The sequence below is a fragment of the Candidatus Methanoperedens nitratireducens genome, assembly GCF_000685155.1.
GTDB lineage: Archaea > Halobacteriota > Methanosarcinia > Methanosarcinales > Methanoperedenaceae > Methanoperedens > Methanoperedens nitratireducens.
In genome coordinates, this window is the sequence record NZ_JMIY01000003.1 from 26356 (window position 1) to 43213 (window position 16858).

The following is a 16858-nucleotide window of genomic DNA, read 5'->3' on the forward strand; positions in this document are numbered from 1 at the left end:
TGTTGTCATTACCCCACATTACCCTACATTGTAATTCTTCTACTTTTCGGATAGGCTCTTAGAGTGGTTAAGTCATGCCCAGACCCGGATTTGAACCAGGGACATCTGCGTCTTCAGCGCAGCGCTCTCCCAGGCTGAGCTATCTGGGCATACAAGATGCTAATTGTTGACATAGTATATTTATCTTACGGGGTCAGGGGGTAAAGAAGACTTCGCTCGCAAGGGCGTGGTAGTTCACATTGGTACAACCTGAATACTTCTCACTGGTATCGTGAAGTAGAATGTCGAGCCTTTTCCAGGTTCAGATTCGGCCCATATCCTGCCACCGTGTCGCTCAACAATCCTCCTGCAGATCGCAAGACCTACACCTGTGCCAGGATATTTTGCTACATACTCTCGCTGGAATATCTTGAAAAGCTGCCCCATAAATTCAGGGGATATGCCTATCCCATTATCTTTTACCGAAAAAATCCATTCACTCTCCTGTTTCTTAGCCAGGACATGTATACGCGGCAGCTCTTCTCTTCTGAACTTTATGGCGTTGCTGATCAGGTTCTGGAACAACTCGATCATTTGCGAAGTATCGACTATAACAGTGGGCAGAGGATCGTGCGTAACTTCCGCTCTATTTTCCTCAATAGCCATCTTAAGATTAGCCACTGCCTGATAAAATACAGCCTCGCAGTTTGTAGGTTTGAATGGCTTACCGCTTGTGCCAACTCGTGAGTACGTTAGCAGATCCTCGATCATCTGCTGCATATGCCTGGCCCCGTCCACGACATATGTAATGAACTCATCAGCATCTTTATCTAACCTGCCTTTATAGTGCTTTGCGAGAAGCTGGGTGAAGATTGATATCATGCGCAGGGGTTCCTGGAGATCGTGGGCAGCGATATAGGCAAACTGCTCTAATTCAGCATTAGCGCGGGCTAAATCCTCAGTCCGCCGCCTCAGTTCCTCCTCAGCACGCCGCCGCTCTTTGATCTCAGCCTGCAGTGATTCGTTTGCCCTTGCCAGTTCTCTGGTTCGCTCCTGAACACGTAGTTCTAACTCATCTCTGGCTCTGTGAAGCGCTTCCTCAGCCTGCTTGCGTTCAGTGATATCGCGGACTATGCCAGTATAAAATATTCCTTCTTCTGTTTTCCAGGATGCAATTGAGAGCTCTAATGGAAACTCACCGCCATCTTTCCTCAGTCCATGAGATTCAAACGTTCTTCCAATAATTTTAGATTCTCTGGTTGATCTTGCTTGCTCCAGTTTTCTCAGATAGGCATCTCTGTATCTCTCAGGCATCAGGATAATGAGTGACTTTCCCAGCACTTCTTCTTCAGAATAGCCAAAGACGACCTGCGCACCTCTATTCCATGATATAATATTGCCACTGCTATCTGTTGAAATAATAGCATCACTTGCAGCCTGCACTACAGAGCGGAATCTCTTCTCTGATCTCTCAAGAGCCATGTTCAGGTCGCGCAATTTAGCAATGGATTCCTGAAAGCCCCGAAATGTCATCTCAAACGGCGCAATGCTCTCAGCAAAGAACTCTGCTGCTCTCTTTGTTATATGTGCGCTCTCCGGTGACGCATACTGTAGAAGCCCGGTCATGGCATCATGATGTACAGAGGCTATATCCAGGACACCCAGCCCCTCAGCGATTGCTTTGCGCCCGAGTTCATACGCATGCTCCAGAGCAGCCTCTCCCCCTCCTTCAAGATAATCCTGCAGTGTAGATGTATATTGTATTCTCAGCTCGTTTAAGGGATCATTCATGAAGTGAATTCAATAAAGTGTAATACTCTCATCCAAATCAGTTGCTGGTTCTATCTTTGTTGTCCTGTAACCCAGCAATTTATCTGCTGCTTCTATACCCCCCTGCAGGTCGCCTGCTGTGTCCATCTTGCTCAGGTCAACACCAAGGGTAACAAGCGTCTGGGCTATTTCAGGTGACACACCAGTGACAACTACCATAGCGCCCATGAGCTGTGAAGAGTCTATGGTCTGCACCAGATAGTTGGCAACATTGGAATCAATTGTCGGGACGCCTGTTATGTCCATGACAACTACCTTTGCACGATTATAGTGAATGGAACGCAGCAGATGATCGGTCAACTGGCGGGCACGGAAGGAGTCTATCATGCCGATTATCGGCAGGATGAGCATTTGCTCCCTGACCTGCAGCACTGGAGTTGAGAGCTCACGTATGGTCTTCTCCTGCCGCTGCCTGAGTTCTTCCTCCATCCGCCTTCGCTCGGTGATATCCCGCGCAATCGTTGAAGCGCCTATAATCCTTCCAGTTTTATCCTTAATTGGAGAAATAGTAAGAGATATATCGATTCGTTTGCCATCTTTCCTCACACGTGTGGTTTCGTAGTGCTCAATGCGCTCACCCTTCCCTATTCTTTCAAGAAGCTGAGGGATTTCATCCGGGTGATCTGGCGGGACCAGGATAGAGATATGTTTGCCTATGACCTCATCTGCTGAGTAGCCGTATATCTTCTCTGCGCCGGGGTTCCAGCTCAGAATGATACCATCCAGGGTCTTACCGGTAATGGCATCATCTGAAGACTCCACAATGGATGCCAAAAATAAGAGTTTTTCTTCTTCTATTCTCTCTGTCATCTTTATTATAACCTTTATGTGCTCTATTTCAGCTCTTTAAGTCTAAAAACTAACAACCCTTTATTTTATTTTTAGTTGGAGCTACACCCAATATGAGTTCCAACAATATATATCTTTCTTTATAACTAAAATCAGCGCACCTGTAGCATCAATAAGCCGTTGGATTTTGAATATTGTTAATCATCTTTTTCATTGTTATCTATTGCTGAAATATCTGGAAGATCAGTTGCTGGTTCTATCTTTGTTATCCTGTAGCCCAACAATTTATCTGCTGCTTCTATACCCCCCTGCAGGTCGCCTGCTGTGTTCATCTTGCTTGTGTCCACGCCAAGGGTAACAAGCGTCTGGGCTATTTCAGGTGACACACCAGTGACAACTACCGTAGCGCCCATGAGCCGCGAAGCGTCTATGGTCTGCACCAGATGGTTGGCAACCCTGGAGTCAACGGTCGGGACGCCTGTTATGTCCATGACAACCACTTTTGCGCTGTTATAGTAAATGGCATGCAGCAGCTGCTCGGTCAACTGGCGGGCACGGAAGGAATCGATCACGCCGATTATCGGTAGAATGAATATTTGCTCCCTGACCTGTAGCACTGGAGTTGAGAGTTCACGTATGGCCTCCTGATGCCGCCTGAGTCTTTCCTCCATCCGCTTTCGTTCGGTGATATCCCGCGCAACCGTTGATGCGGCTATAATTTTTCCAGTTGCATCCTTGATCGGGGAAATGGTTAAAGAGACATCAATATGTTTACCGTCCTTTCTCATGCGCACTGTTTCGAAATGTTCGATGTGCTCCCCCTTTCTTAATCTTTCAAGAAGTTGAGGCATCTCATCAGGGCGATCTGGCGGAACAAGGATAGAGACAGGTTTGCCCGTGATCTCATCGGCTGAGTAGCCGTACATCTTCTCTGCGCCGGGGTTCCAGCTCAGAATGATGCCATCCAGAGTCTTGCCTGTAATTGCATCATCTGATGATTCCACAATAGATGCCTGGAAAGAAAGTTTTTCCTCCATCCCCTTTCGTTCTGTGATGTCGCGGAAGAAAATATTTATGCCGTCCTTTGAAGGGAAGCCCCTGACATCGAACCATGTATCGAGAGGCGGGTAGAACTGCTCGTACTCGACAGTGGTATTCTCAGCCACAGCCCTGTGAAGCTCCCTGTAGCCTATCGTATCTACGGTATCAGGGAATACCTCCCAGTATATCTTGCCTATAAGTTCACTCCACCTCTTATGAAGGAGCTGCTCAGCCTTTTGATTCATGTAGATTACTCTCCACTGATTATCAAAAGACAGGAACGCATCTGTTATGCTCTTGAGGATCGTAGTGACACGTTCACGCGCAGCCTGAGCCTCACGGTACAGTCTGTCCCTCTCCTCCTCTGCCCGTTTGTAGTGCAGGAGAAGAATCACTGTTGTCCATAGCACTCCTGCTGCCAGGAAGCGGTTGGATAATGCTATCTCGGTCTGGATGCCCGGGGGAGAGTATACAAAGCCCAGTGCGATAAGTAATGTGAAGACCGCTGTAATAGCATAGATGTACTGTCGCTGCAACTCCCGATATATGATTGTAAGCGGGAGAATATATCCCAGCCATACTCCCGTGCCCAATGGCGTCAACAAATCAAGGATGAATATCCCCACGGTTATTACGATAGATAACGCATAAATCGTAATAGTTCTCTCTGTCGCTCTCATTCTAATCTTAATGTGCTCCATTTCAGTTCCAGTTCTTTAAGTGAACTAATAACCCTTTATCTTATTTTTTAGTTGGAGCTATACTCCTTATGTTCTTGATAGAGGTTCTAACCATATATATATTTTTTATAGCGAGACCGTTAAATTATGTGTTTATGTATTTTTTTTAACCTTTAGCCTTATATCTGTAGAAAGCATTCCATGAGGATATAATACAGATATCCAGGAGTGATTGGTTCTGTGGACAAGTGTTCTCTCCGACGAAGGGCGAAATATTGCAAAAAGGGCAGAAAGAGCCCAGGATGCAGAGGATTATATCCTTGCCAGAGAACTTTACCTTAAAGCTGTAGCAAAATTCAGGGAAGCATCTGAGATAAGTGAGAATTTTAATGAAATTAGTATCCTGAGGAGCCTTGCTGGTTATTATTATAACCGGGCGCTTAAACTTGAGAAAGAGTTACGCACAGAGACCTGTGGAGTATTACAGCCCAAAAAAAAAGAGACCCCTGCATTTGATATACCTGATCTGGTCAGAGGAACGGGAGTGCAGGAATCGGTTTTTGAAGAGGTACTCAACATTGCCATTGAGATCAGCCGCGAGGGAAGGGAAGGCCATGCTATAGGCACAGCCTTTATTGTCGGGGATGTAGCAAGCGTGAAGGCTAAATCCAGACAGCTTGTATTGAACCCTTTTGAGGGGCACAGCAGAGAAAAAAGGCTTATCACCGATCCTGAAACACGGGATAATATCAAGGAGTTCGCGCAATTGGACGGCGTTTTCATAGTCACTGCCGATGGTGCGGTTGAGGCTGCAGGGCGGTATATTACCATTGATACAGGAATGGTAAAACTACAAAGAGGACTTGGAACAAGACATTCCTCAGTTGCAGCCATTACCCTGGTTACACGTGCAATCGGTATAGTGGTTTCCCAGAGCGGTGGAGTAATAAGGATATTCAGGGACGGGAGGATAGCTGCAATAGTAAAACCCTAGAGCTGTTGTTCTGCATTCGAAACATTCATGTCCCTTATTGACCTTTGAGTACAAAATTTATTCAAATACGTTTCAGGATGCTAACAATGGTAGATATTCGACCTTTTAAAGCCACTGTGCTCAACCCGGAACTGGATATAGATAAGCTCATCTGTCCGGTTTACGACACTATAGATGCTACTAATTACCAGAGATTCGCACGGGAGAGAAATAACATCATCCATGTAACAACCAGGAGAAAAGACATGGACAGGGATGAGTTCATTGGTTATGCTAAAGAGAACCTTGACCGTCTCATAGATTCTAAAGTCCTTGTAGAGAGAGAAAAACCGGCCCTTTATATTTACGGGATCAAGTACACCGTGCAGCCCGAGATACTCATCCAGATTCCTGAGGAGGATAGAGAAAGCCAGTACTTTGCTCTCGGGCTTGTCTGTCTTGTCAGGGTAGAAGAGCTCGGGGCGAGAAACATAGCAGGACATGAGAACGTCTTTGAGATCAATACAAAGGAGCGCTACAGGTTGATGAAAGCCTGCATGATGAACTTCTCACCCATTGCTGTTGAGTATAGCATGTCAGATCATGGGTTGAATAACATTCTAAAAGAATACCTGGGATTTAAAAGATCAGCATCCGGTGCTCCAGATAAGCCTCCTCTGGTTGATGCAGCACTCAACGGCAGCCGCCACTTACTGTGGGAGATCGCAGATGAAAACCTGATTGAGAAAATAATGAATATGGTATCGGATTTAAAGATCCTCATCCTTGACGGGCACCACAGGTACACAGCTTCCTGTCTCATGAAAGAGACCGACGGCATTGAGTATACAGTGATGATGCTGATGGAGAGTGATGATAGGGCTCTTTTGCTTTTACCATGGCACAGAGCGATCAGAAATTTCAGTATCCAGAATCTTGAACATAAGATCAAAGAAAAGTTCTCAATCGAGTGGCAGAGCGAGGAATACAGTGAAGAGTTCTATGCACAACTGCGAGAACGCAAGAGCGAGTACGACATCAGAATAGGCATGTATGATGGAAAGAGATTCAGTGTTCTCAGAGCTGATGAAAAAGCAGTGCAGGAGCTCTTAAAACAACATCGCGAGGGTGTGGGTATTGACCTTATGGTTCTTCATAACTGGCTTATCAACCCGGTAATTAAAAAACCTGAAGAGGACGTATCGTTTAATGCAAGTCCGGCAGAAGCGATTTCCAGAGTGAGAAGCAGGGAATTTGATGTTGCTTTTTTTCTAAACCCGCTCTCTATCAGGGATGTTGAGAGGAAGGCATTTGTGGAGCGCAACAATTTTCCCCAGAAATCCACCCTTTTCCTGCCCAAGGTTGCGGAAGGGATTGTGATGAGAAGTATAAAGTGATTTCGAAAGGCTTATACATTATCAAAACATTTTAGGGCTAATAGTAACTTCAAATCTAAGCGGGAGTTTGAGTGGGAATGCCCTGAAACAAATCAATAGGGCTATACTTCCAACAATCAGGTTGCTAACACAGGGAGGAGAATATGAACATAATGCAAGGAGCAACTAAATTTAAAAGATTGAATTCAACAGAGGAGATGAACAGAAACAGCTTATATTTATTTTATATAAGTAATAGCCGTAAGGGTATGTTTGTTGATGTTGATTGCACTACATGATAAAATAATTGGTATGAAATTTTATCAAAAGACCGAGCCATCCGATAACGTTTTATAAACCTTAGTAGTAACTGAAAAGGTAAGAATATGGAAAGGCAGAAACAATTGAAAAGGCAAGACCATGGAAAATCAAGAAACTGTAAAAGAGCTTAAAGAAGTCTTATACCTTGGCGACGATGTGATCAGAATAGACCCTGATGAATTTGAACAAAAGGAAATGAGTCTGGACGATTTTCTAACGATGTTCGAGGAACATCCATCACTGGGCTTTAATGCGTTTCAACGGCTGTATGCTGCACTTAGAATGTTTGGAACAGAGGAATCCAGAAAACACTGGAAACACAGGAGATGGAGATTCTTAGATGACAGGATAGAGAGCCCTTGGAAAAGGGCTGGTGCAACAAATCCATTTGAGATATACCTCTATGGCGTAGAGGAGGCGGTAAATGAGATCATGCACCATCTTGAGGAAGCATGTATAAACAGGGATGCCCAGAGCAGGTTTTTTATCCTTATTGGTCCTCCAAGTTCGGCAAAGACAGATTTAATCAACCTTATGGCCTATACTTTAGACGGCTATACGACAAAACCTGAGGGTGAACTATACAGCATTAAATTCGAACTTGATGGTGCTTCGGAGTTCTTTGGCGGATTGACCGAAATCTACTGTCCAACGCATGAGAACCCGCTGAATTTTATTGATAGAAAAAAACTTAAGCCGATCCTGGAGGAACTCAATTCAAGGGTTCATCCAGATTCCAGATGGAGGGAGATCTATCCAGCATTTTCAAGATGTCCGACCTGTCAGCATGTGATCCAGGTGCTTAAGAACAACGGTATAGAGAACTGGAAAGAGAGAATCAAGGTAGTAAATCTGCTTCCGCAGACAGATGTGATGATGGAAGAATTCCGTCCGACTGCTGAGAAGGCCTACGACCCCTCCAAGATCTTTGGAGGCTCTGCGAACATGAAGAGGTTCTCGAAGATCCTGGATAAAGAGCACCCGCTGGTTCTTAATTACGGGATAGGTGGAGCTGTAGATGCCCCCTCTCCCCAGCATCATATAGTGCATTTCTCAGAGATGTACAAGGCGCATGAGGTCGGTCTTCTGGATGAGGTGCTTGACCTTATTACAAGCAGGAACCTGAAAGTCATTGGGAAATACGATGTCAGGATAGATTCAGTCATATTTGCTACAACCAACCTGGAGGAATACGGTAAGATAAGCTCTATACCAAGGCTGGGAGAGTATCTTAAAACAAGGTCAAATAAGATAGTGATGGGGCATCTGGTTGTAATGGACGATCTGGCAGAAGCCCTGAAGAGAAGGATATTTAAAAATTTACCAGAAAAAAGAGGCATCCATGTTCCACCGCATTATGTGGAGCGATTGTTAGCACCGATAGCGGTACTCTCGACCCTGGATGCACCGGACTCAGCGTTGAAGGTAACATTGCTTCAGAAGGCACTGGTCTACAATGGTGAGATCCCGCATGGTTTTGAGAGAAAATTAGAGGAAATGCATCAGGAATTAAAAGATGCTGCCCAGCTAAAACCTATGGAAGAACTGACCGAAGGGATAAAATACGGCATACCTTTCAGATTTTTCCAGGATCTTCCAGCAAGGCTGCTATTAGCCCTGGATAAGATCCCGCAGGAGAGTAAAGCTGAGATCATGGACTCAAATTATAAGGGCTGTCTGTCCATGGTAAACATACTGAGCTTTTATAATGAGGTTGTGAGGACCTATGACGGGATAAACCTGGAGACAAGAAGAAGAATTGTGGATATGAGAACGCCAGGCCAGAAGGGTGAACCAGCCGAGCTATCTCTCTTTGAGGCAAATGAGTTGTACCATCAATCGATTGTTAAGGATGTCAGTAAAGCCATTCTTGGTGAAGAGCGAATAAAGAATATAGCCTTAAGATACCTGTCACAGGTATACGAGGATGAGATTGGAAAACGGGAATATAAAGATAAAACAGGAAAGACACAGTACATAGATTACAGTTTCTTAGAAGCTATAGAAAAGGCTTCCGGGATAGCTAATCCAAAGGATTTCAGAAAAAATTTTGCCAATCACGTAAAGTACAGGCTGCATGATTTTACTTCGGAGAAATATCCAATGGAGAGGCTGACCCAGCAACTCCTGGTAGAGGATAGGACGTTCAGAAAAGCAATTGAAGATTATGCCATAAGGAATGTACTGCCAGGCATGGTTGATGATGTTTCCATAGTATACAGCCCTGCAAATGAACCTGTAATGCAAGAGCTGTACAAGGCAGGATACTGCAAATCATGTGCATCCATAGCACTTCAGATGGCTTCAAAGGTCAGGAAAGAGAAAAAATAGTGGTCTATGTGGTTTCCCATGGCTGAATTAAAAAGAGATATAGACAAATGTCAAAGAGAGATATAAACATATTACATGGCCAGATCCATTCTCCATTCACAGGAATATTATTCTCAGACTACCTGACTCTTATAGAAGAGAATCGTTCTGTTGCTGAAAAAAGTGCCCATAGAATCTACAGGATAATCTCAGCCAATTACAAAAGATCTGGCGAACTCAGGGAATATCCGTTTTTTAAGGAGGGGAAGTATAAGATAGAAGGTCTTTTTGAAGTTCTGGACAGATTTGCCAAGGGTATTTATATTGTATCAAAATCCTATGAGAGAGGATTACTGCCGCTGATCCTGCTCATAGGCCCTACAGGTAGTGGAAAGACGGAGATAGGTAAGATCCTGGATGCGGGACTGACAGAGGACCTGGAAAAAAACCCGAGGTTTACCTTCTATTTCATAGACGGAGAAAAAGAGATATACTGTCCATTCAACGAAGACCCTTTAAATCTTATCACCACTTCGCATTCTTTAATTCCAGAGGAATTGAGGGAGCGGTACTCAAAATATGGCGGAAGTAACCTGTGCCCTGCATGTTCAAAAGTTTATAAAAGGCTGATCAGAAAGGCAGCTAAAAAACACGAGGATGAGATGATCTATATCCTGGATGATATAGTCAGGGTAATAAGGCTTGAGCCTCAGATAGCTTCAGTAGAACTGGTGCATAAAGATTTTCCAGATATTTTTGAAGAGGTACTTAAAAAGGCCAACAGAGGTATACTCAATATAGAGATCGATGATAAGGCCATAAACACGATGCCTGATACAAACTACCAGCTCCTGTTAAGGCTGAGGGACCTGAAAATCTCACTTAAGGACGGTTCCATATTCTCTCCTGATATAGTTGTGTTGATGTACGCAAATACGGATATGAATGAGATAAACAAAGCCGCTCCTTTAAAAGATGCCATTTATCCAGTTTTTATGAGAAGAAATCTGTCCTACATAGCAGAGGAAAGCATACTTAAGAAGGGAGAGCTGCCGTTCAGACATATCTCTCCTGCAGCCCTGGCAGTCCTGGCAAAGTTCGCTGTAGGAAGTAGAATCGATGCAAGTTCTACTGCTGATTTGAAGAAGTATCTTGATATATATGAAAAATACGAGAGCAGTAAGAGACTTTCAGAAGAGGAACTTGAACTGATAAGGAAAAGGATTCCTGAAACATCCGAAAGCAAGGACGGCTGGAAAAAGGGAATCTCATCCAGAACGCTGCTCTTCGATCTGTTTAATATGGCAAAACCTGATGAATGCCTCACTCTGGAGCATATTGAGTGGTATCTTGAGAGGAAAAAGGAGGACCCTAACCTCAGACCAGCAGCGGAAGTCCCGCTTGAAACGCTGAGGAGTACTGCGCTCAGGGATGTTATACTTGCTTATACGGTAAATTCACTCGGGTTTGATAGTACTGTTAATGATACAGAGAAGTTGTTCTCTTACTACATCAGGTTGTTTAAGTCAAAAAAATTCGAAACTAAATCAAAAATACAGGTAGTTGGAGTTGGTGAGGTTTCTATACAGGAGGAGATGGATAGAGTGGCAAAGAAACTCAATATCTACAAAGATGGGGGAAAGGTACTGGATAGTGCGATCGATAAGTACTTCATTGAAAGCAAAGAACCGCCAACATTCTCCCAGCTTCTGGCATTAAGACCTGATATAATAGCAATTGATGAGGAGATGTTAGGCTTCATACCATGGAGGGAGCTTAAGCAGAGCGGGGAACTTAATCCAAAGGATGCCGATAGGCTGGGAAAGATTACCGTAATCTTGAAAAAAGAACTTGGGTACTGTGATGCCTGTGCTGAATCCGTGGTCAGGATGACATCAAAAACGGTGGTTAAATAATGACCGATCCTATAGGTTCTGCAAGAAAGAAATACAGAAAAAGGGTAGAAGAAGCAAAAAAGAAAGCAATCGGTCAGCTAAGATACATTGAACTTGGGACGCTAAAAAGGGGAGAAGTGATAAAGCTCAGGATACCCATTGTTCATCTACCGCATATAAAATACGGCCCCTGGACGCCTGGCATTGGCTCAGGTACAGGAAAGGAAGGTGATAAGGTATTCCCGGCTGGTGAGGGAGGAGCTGGAAGAAAATCAGGAAGAGGCGCGACTGAGGCAATATACGAGGATATCACAGTCAAGGATCTGGTCAACTGGATGAGGAGTGAGCTTGAACTGGAAATAATCAAACCTGCAAAAAGAAAGAAAGAGGTTGATAAAATAATCTATCCAGCAATCTCAAAGAGAGGTTCAGAATCACTTCTGGATCTGGATGAAACCCTGTATGCCATGGTGGATAGGCAGATAGTTTCGGGTGAATTTAAGTCCGGGGACAGCCTCAAGATAAAGATAGATGAAGAGGATCTCAGGTATAGATTTCCAAAGGTAAAATACAGACCATATAAGGATGCGCTTGTGATCTATATCCGCGATGTATCTGAATCGGTAACACATGCTGATCTTGAGGCATCGTATATACTGACTTTTTTGATCGATACTTGGTTGAGGGAATTCTATCCAAAGGTTGAGAGAGTATACATAGCACATAATGATTTTGCCTGGGAGGAGATGGAAGAGAATTATTATAGACTTAAATCAGGTGGCGGAACGAGTTATGGTCCGGCCTATGATATCCTGGATGCAATGATGAATGGCCGGGATTATGAGAGGAAAACACAGGTGAAAAGAAAGATCGATAAGGGCGATGTTGATATCTATGTGGTACAGATGACCGATGGGGAAAACTGGGATCATGAGGGAGCCCTAGTCAGACTCAGGAAACTGATGCCTGATCTGATGAGATTATGTTATCTTGAGACCCATTTCTACGAGGAACAGGATACCAAATACCTGACCGCATTGAAGAATGTGTATGCATCCGAGGTCAAAGAGGGAAAGGTCAGGTTATGCACAATCGATAGAAGGGATGACCTGTGGAAAGCTATGAAAGAATTTTTCGGAAAAAGGTGATATCATGAGAAAACCGGTAATAAAAGTCTGGGACGGGGGGATGGTAAACAACAGGCTGACTGAAATAGCAAATGAGATAGCAGAGTTCTGTGTAGAAAAGTACAGACTTGATCTGACCGATATAAATTTTAATATGGTTAATCTGGAAGAGCTGTGCAGTATTGCCGCAACCGGTGGATGGATAATGTTCCCACAGCACTGGAGCCTTGGCCAGCAGTATTTCATACAAAAGAAAGGACATGTACTGGGATTCTGGCAGATCTATGAGATTGTAGTCCCGAGTGAGGTCTGGGAGCAGGATAGAAAAGAGCCGGCTGAGGCCTATATCTACAGCGGCGACAGTCTTACCGATATTAAACTTGTTATGGCGCACGTATACGGCCATATACATGCATTTGAGAACAACTGGAAATTGAAGGAATTCAAACCTTCTTCACCGCTGGCATTCATGTCAGAACAAAAAGAGAGGACTGCGGAGATCGAAAAGGAAGTAGGTGAAGAGAATGTTGAAAGACTTATGGATATAGGGTATACCCTGTCTACACTTCTTGACCTGTACCCGATGAAAAAAATTGAGGAAGAGCTGTATAACGAACCGCTGCTTGAGAGGTTTGTTATCTCACCGGGAGAGAAGAAAGAAAGGCTGATGGAAGAGATAGAGAAAAAAGCAAAAAGAGAGGGTATTCCAGAGGAACGAGATTATGATGCGTTAAGATTCATAGCAGATAATGCTGATACGCTTGCTGATTGGGAAAAGGAGATCCTTGGGATGGTCAGGGAGCAATACCGATACCTTTCGTCATGGGGACTCTGCAGATATCTGAACGAGGGCTTTGCAGCACTGGTTGACTTAAAATACTGTCTTGATAGCAGGTTGCCTATAGGTGAGACTTTCAGATGGTTAAAACAGAGGACAAGCGGTGCCTATCAGCCAGGTCAGTGTGAGAATGAGGATCCGGAAAGTTGTAATGTAAGAACGGTACAGATCAATCCATACTGGCTGGGTATGAACATGCTCCTGGATGTTATTGAGAAATGGGATACGGGAAGATTTGGTCTCTCCTATGAGCAACTAAACGATGCCAGGGAGAGGGAAGAGTTAAATTTGAGGCTTGATAGAGGGTGGGATAAGGTTCTGGAGGTCGTTGCAACCAATACAGATTATACCTTCATCAACAGGTATTTTACAGAAGACTTCTTTAACAAAGTTGCAAGCGGTTTGTTTGTGTACACCGGTAAAGAGCCAGATAAGGGGAAGAGAGAGGAAGATACCTATACCATAATAAGCAGGAGATATCAGGATATAAAAAACATCCTGCTTTTTGAGACTTATAATAACGGTATGCCCAGGATAGCCGTAGAGAAGGGTGGAGGGAACTATAATAATAGAAAAGAGCTGTATCTGATTCAGGATTTCTCTGGCTATGATAGACTGGGTCTTTCTCCTAAAGAACTAACACTTCAGCCAGCCGAAACCAGCGAAGTACTGTTAAAAGCCCTGTATGAGGCATGGAGAAGACCGATACACCTGGAAACTGTTAACAGGGAAGGAAAACAGATCCTGCTCAGCACCTATGATGGGAAGGAGATAAAGGAAAATCGCCTGGATCTTAAGAGAGCAGATGCTCCCACGACTGCGGGATACTTATGAGCTACCTCACGCTGAAGCTGTGATGCTTCCTGACTCAACAACCAAACTTGGAACCAAATAAAAATAAATGGTATGGATAATTGGAGCATATTCGTACTTCCATATGCATCAAATTTTATAGGCACTAATACCCTTAAACATTAGGGAGTTTAATTTTTAAGTTCATACACCAGCATACATATACGACTTCGAAGATCAAAACTGCTACAATCGTAGACATGGTTATATTTATATATACACAATATGTAGAGAAGAATGGTGCTCATATTTCTAAATAGTTCAAACTAGCTGATAGAACCACATATAGGTAAAACTTGAGCTGAGAGAAAATATGATTAATTAGTAACTTTTACATTTAAGACTGCCCCTCGTGGTGTAGTGAAAGGGAGTAAATAAATGACAAAAATACTTGTGGTAGAAGACATCATCAATAAGAAGCATGTGTTGAGGTTGCTGACAATCGTGGTGTCAATATTCCTTATAGGATATTTTCTTGAAGGAGCAGTAGATATATTAGCAACGGATATCAAAAATTCACTAGAAAATTATCTTGAAATTTCTGCTGAGCTTTTGTCTGTTTTCGTTTCTTTTTCCATCTTCGCGATGACATGGTATGCATATGGTAAAAGCAGAGATAACCATTCTCTTTTCCTAGGCTGTGCGTTTCTCATTATTGGGTTTTTAAGTCTGTTCCATACGTTTTCTTATCCCTTCATGCCTGATTTCGTCACACCCAACTCTTCCAATAAGTCAGCATTTTTCTTTATCGAATCAAGGCTCATTTTAACCCTATTATTTCTTGCAAGCGCGTATATCTATAAAGATACGCTCCCTAATTTGATTAACAAACCGGTTCTTCTTTCTTTTGCAATTTTTTTATCTGTTATTACCCTCTCCTTTCCGCTCCTTTATAACGATTATCTGTTTGCAAGGCATAACTTTAGCACCTTCTCTGATGCAACGGTATTTTTGTTCTCAATAATTACGGCCTTTAGTTTATATGCAAGCTACTTGTATGCAAGAAGAATCAAAGAAACGAGACAGAAGGATCTAATCTTATTAACGTACGGTATTATCATCGTAGTTTTCAGCAATCTGGTATATTTCTCTTTTGAACTTTCAGGACATCTCCTTATAATCGCGGGTTTCTTCTTCATATATCATGCCCTGTATAAGTCTTCTGTAGAATTGCCATATGAAAAGCTAGCTTTGACTGAGGAAAAGCTTCGCCAGGCAGCCGAAGGTAGGTACAAGAACCTGTTTGATAATGCAAATGATGCAATAATTACAGTAGACACTGAAGGTAGAATTACCTCATGGAATAAAGGCGCTGAGCGCCTATATGGCTGGACAGAAGAGAACATCATAGGCAAAAATGCCAATGAGCTTCTGTATAAAGATAAAGAAGAATCACTTCTGCTCGTCGACTCTCAGAAGAGCTTGCTCGAAAAGGGACAGTGGTTGGGCGAGCTGTGCCATGTAACGAAAGAAGGTAAGAAAATCATTGTCGAAAGCCGCTGGACTCTAATGCACGATAGCGAAGGAAAACCAAAATCAATACTTGTCATAAATACTGACATTACTGAGAAAAAGAAGCTCGAAGCTCAGTTCCTCAGAGCTCAAAGAATGGAGAGCATAGGCACGCTTGCCAGCGGCATAGCACATGACATCAATAATGTTCTAACGCCGATAATGCTATCGTTACAACTATTAAAGGAAAAATTCATGGATGATGGAAGCCAGAAATTGATTAACACTCTTGAACGAAGCGCCCAACGAGGAGCCAGCTTGATAAAGCAAGTTCAATCATTTGCGCGTGGCGTGGAATGTGAACGCGTAACTCTTCAAGTGACACACCTTATATCCGAAATAAAGCAAATAGCAAAACAGACATTTCCAAGATCGATCGAAATCAGAACTAATACACCCAAAGACCTCTGGACAATATCTGGAGATGCCACACAACTGCACCAGGTTCTTATGAACCTCTGTGTTAATGCGCGCGATGCGATGCCGGATGGCGGTATCCTGAGCATCTCTGCTGAAAATCTTTTCATCGATGAAGACTTCGCTCGTATTAATATTGAAGCCAGAATTGGTCATCATATTGTAATTTCTATCACGGATACTGGAACCGGTATTCATCCTGAAATCCTGGATAGAATCTTTGAACCGTTTTTTACGACAAAAGAACCTGGAAAAGGCACTGGTCTTGGCCTTTCGACAGCTCTTGCAATTGTGAAAAGTCATGGTGGATTTATAAATGTGTGTAGTGAGGTTGAAAAAGGAACGGTATTTAAGGTCTATTTGCCTACGACTACCATAACTGAAATACAGAAAGCAGACAAGCAACTGCATGAACTCCCCAGAGGACATGGAGAATCAATCCTCGTTGTTGATGACGAATCTCAAATTCGTGAGATCACTAGTTCTATATTGGAAAGATCTGGATATAGAGTGCTCACAGCTAATGACGGGGCTGAGGCAATAGCATTGTACACACAAACCAGAGAAGAAATCAAACTTGTTCTTATGGATATGATGATGCCAGTTATGGATGGGCAAGCATGCATTCGAGAGTTACATAAAGCTAACCCAGAAGTCAAAATCATTGCAGTCAGTGGACTAACTGAGAAGGACAACCTTGAGAGTGTTGCAGATGCTCGTGTAGTGGCTTTTTTGCCAAAGCCTTACACTGCTGATAAACTGTTGAATACCATACACGAGGTTCTAAGCGCGAAATAGTGAAATCCACGCTTGGGAGCATAAGTTGAGTTCATACACGTGTGCAAGTTGTATGAACTGAAAAGGCAAACTCACTGATATCAATAGATTGCATCTTTGCTGGCTTCATGGAGGCTGCAG

At 43.3% G+C, this 16858-nt stretch carries 10 protein-coding genes and 1 tRNA gene; 7 read left to right on the plus strand and 4 right to left on the minus strand.

The window, feature by feature from the left end:
- Positions 1 to 75: 75 nt before the first annotated feature.
- The 4 genes from ANME2D_RS06760 to ANME2D_RS17315 form a co-directional block, all read right to left on the minus strand.
- Positions 76 to 149 (minus strand) — tRNA-Phe (locus ANME2D_RS06760).
- Between the two features lie 85 nt (positions 150 to 234).
- The gene (locus ANME2D_RS06765) at positions 235 to 1770 is read right to left on the minus strand and encodes a sensor histidine kinase (protein ID WP_052368628.1); all 1536 of its coding nucleotides are present in this window, start codon (positions 1768 to 1770) and stop codon (positions 235 to 237) included.
- Between the two features lie 9 nt (positions 1771 to 1779).
- On the minus strand, positions 1780 to 2619 hold the full coding sequence (locus tag ANME2D_RS16805) for a PAS domain S-box protein (protein WP_052368630.1): 840 nt from the start codon (positions 2617 to 2619) through the stop codon (positions 1780 to 1782).
- Positions 2620 to 2795: 176 nt separating this feature from the next.
- The gene (locus tag ANME2D_RS17315; RefSeq protein ID WP_081810179.1) at positions 2796 to 4340 is read right to left on the minus strand and encodes a PAS domain S-box protein; all 1545 of its coding nucleotides are present in this window, start codon (positions 4338 to 4340) and stop codon (positions 2796 to 2798) included.
- Between the two features lie 211 nt (positions 4341 to 4551).
- Between ANME2D_RS17315 and ANME2D_RS16810 the strand changes: the two genes are divergently transcribed.
- The 7 genes from ANME2D_RS16810 (at position 4552) to ANME2D_RS06810 (ending at position 16738) form a co-directional block, all read left to right on the plus strand.
- Positions 4552 to 5313, plus strand: coding sequence for a DNA integrity scanning protein DisA nucleotide-binding domain protein (locus tag ANME2D_RS16810; RefSeq protein WP_052368632.1), 762 nt, complete (start codon positions 4552 to 4554; stop codon positions 5311 to 5313).
- Between the two features lie 86 nt (positions 5314 to 5399).
- Positions 5400 to 6689 carry a DUF1015 family protein gene (locus tag ANME2D_RS06785; RefSeq protein WP_048090040.1) on the plus strand — a complete coding sequence of 430 codons (1290 nt, stop codon included), beginning with the start codon at positions 5400 to 5402 and terminating at the stop codon, positions 6687 to 6689.
- A gap of 399 nt (positions 6690 to 7088) precedes the next feature.
- Entirely contained in the window at positions 7089 to 9320 is a 2232-nt protein-coding gene (locus ANME2D_RS06790; protein ID WP_048090041.1) for a hypothetical protein, read from the plus strand.
- Positions 9321 to 9367: 47 nt separating this feature from the next.
- A complete protein-coding gene (locus ANME2D_RS06795) occupies positions 9368 to 11215 on the plus strand; it encodes a P-loop NTPase family protein (RefSeq protein WP_048090042.1) in 1848 nt (615 codons plus the stop codon).
- Positions 11215 to 12342: a DUF444 family protein gene (locus tag ANME2D_RS06800; protein ID WP_048090043.1), complete on the plus strand. Its 1128-nt coding sequence runs from the start codon at positions 11215 to 11217 to the stop codon at positions 12340 to 12342. The genes ANME2D_RS06795 and ANME2D_RS06800 overlap by 1 nt, the downstream gene beginning before the upstream one ends.
- Positions 12343 to 12346: 4 nt before the next feature.
- Positions 12347 to 13993 (plus strand): SpoVR family protein, encoded by a 1647-nt coding sequence (locus tag ANME2D_RS06805; protein ID WP_048090044.1) that lies wholly within the window; start codon positions 12347 to 12349, stop codon positions 13991 to 13993.
- A gap of 396 nt (positions 13994 to 14389) precedes the next feature.
- The gene (locus ANME2D_RS06810; RefSeq protein ID WP_052368635.1) at positions 14390 to 16738 is read left to right on the plus strand and encodes an MASE3 domain-containing protein; all 2349 of its coding nucleotides are present in this window, start codon (positions 14390 to 14392) and stop codon (positions 16736 to 16738) included.
- The last annotated feature ends 120 nt before the right edge of the window (positions 16739 to 16858 follow it).

Excerpts from the sequence above, each read along its gene's own strand:
- ANME2D_RS16805 (WP_052368630.1), bottom strand. The coding sequence starts at position 2,619 with ATGACAGAGAGAATAGAAGAAGAAAAACTCTTATTTTTGGCATCCATT.
- ANME2D_RS06795 (WP_048090042.1), top strand. The coding sequence starts at position 9,368 with ATGTCAAAGAGAGATATAAACATATTACATGGCCAGATCCATTCTCCA.
- ANME2D_RS06785 (WP_048090040.1), top strand. The coding sequence starts at position 5,400 with ATGGTAGATATTCGACCTTTTAAAGCCACTGTGCTCAACCCGGAACTG.
- ANME2D_RS06805 (WP_048090044.1), top strand. The coding sequence starts at position 12,347 with ATGAGAAAACCGGTAATAAAAGTCTGGGACGGGGGGATGGTAAACAAC.
- ANME2D_RS06790 (WP_048090041.1), top strand. The coding sequence starts at position 7,089 with ATGGAAAATCAAGAAACTGTAAAAGAGCTTAAAGAAGTCTTATACCTT.
- ANME2D_RS17315 (WP_081810179.1), bottom strand. The coding sequence starts at position 4,340 with ATGGAGCACATTAAGATTAGAATGAGAGCGACAGAGAGAACTATTACG.
- ANME2D_RS06765 (WP_052368628.1), bottom strand. The coding sequence starts at position 1,770 with ATGAATGATCCCTTAAACGAGCTGAGAATACAATATACATCTACACTG.
- ANME2D_RS06800 (WP_048090043.1), top strand. The coding sequence starts at position 11,215 with ATGACCGATCCTATAGGTTCTGCAAGAAAGAAATACAGAAAAAGGGTA.
- ANME2D_RS06810 (WP_052368635.1), top strand. The coding sequence starts at position 14,390 with ATGACAAAAATACTTGTGGTAGAAGACATCATCAATAAGAAGCATGTG.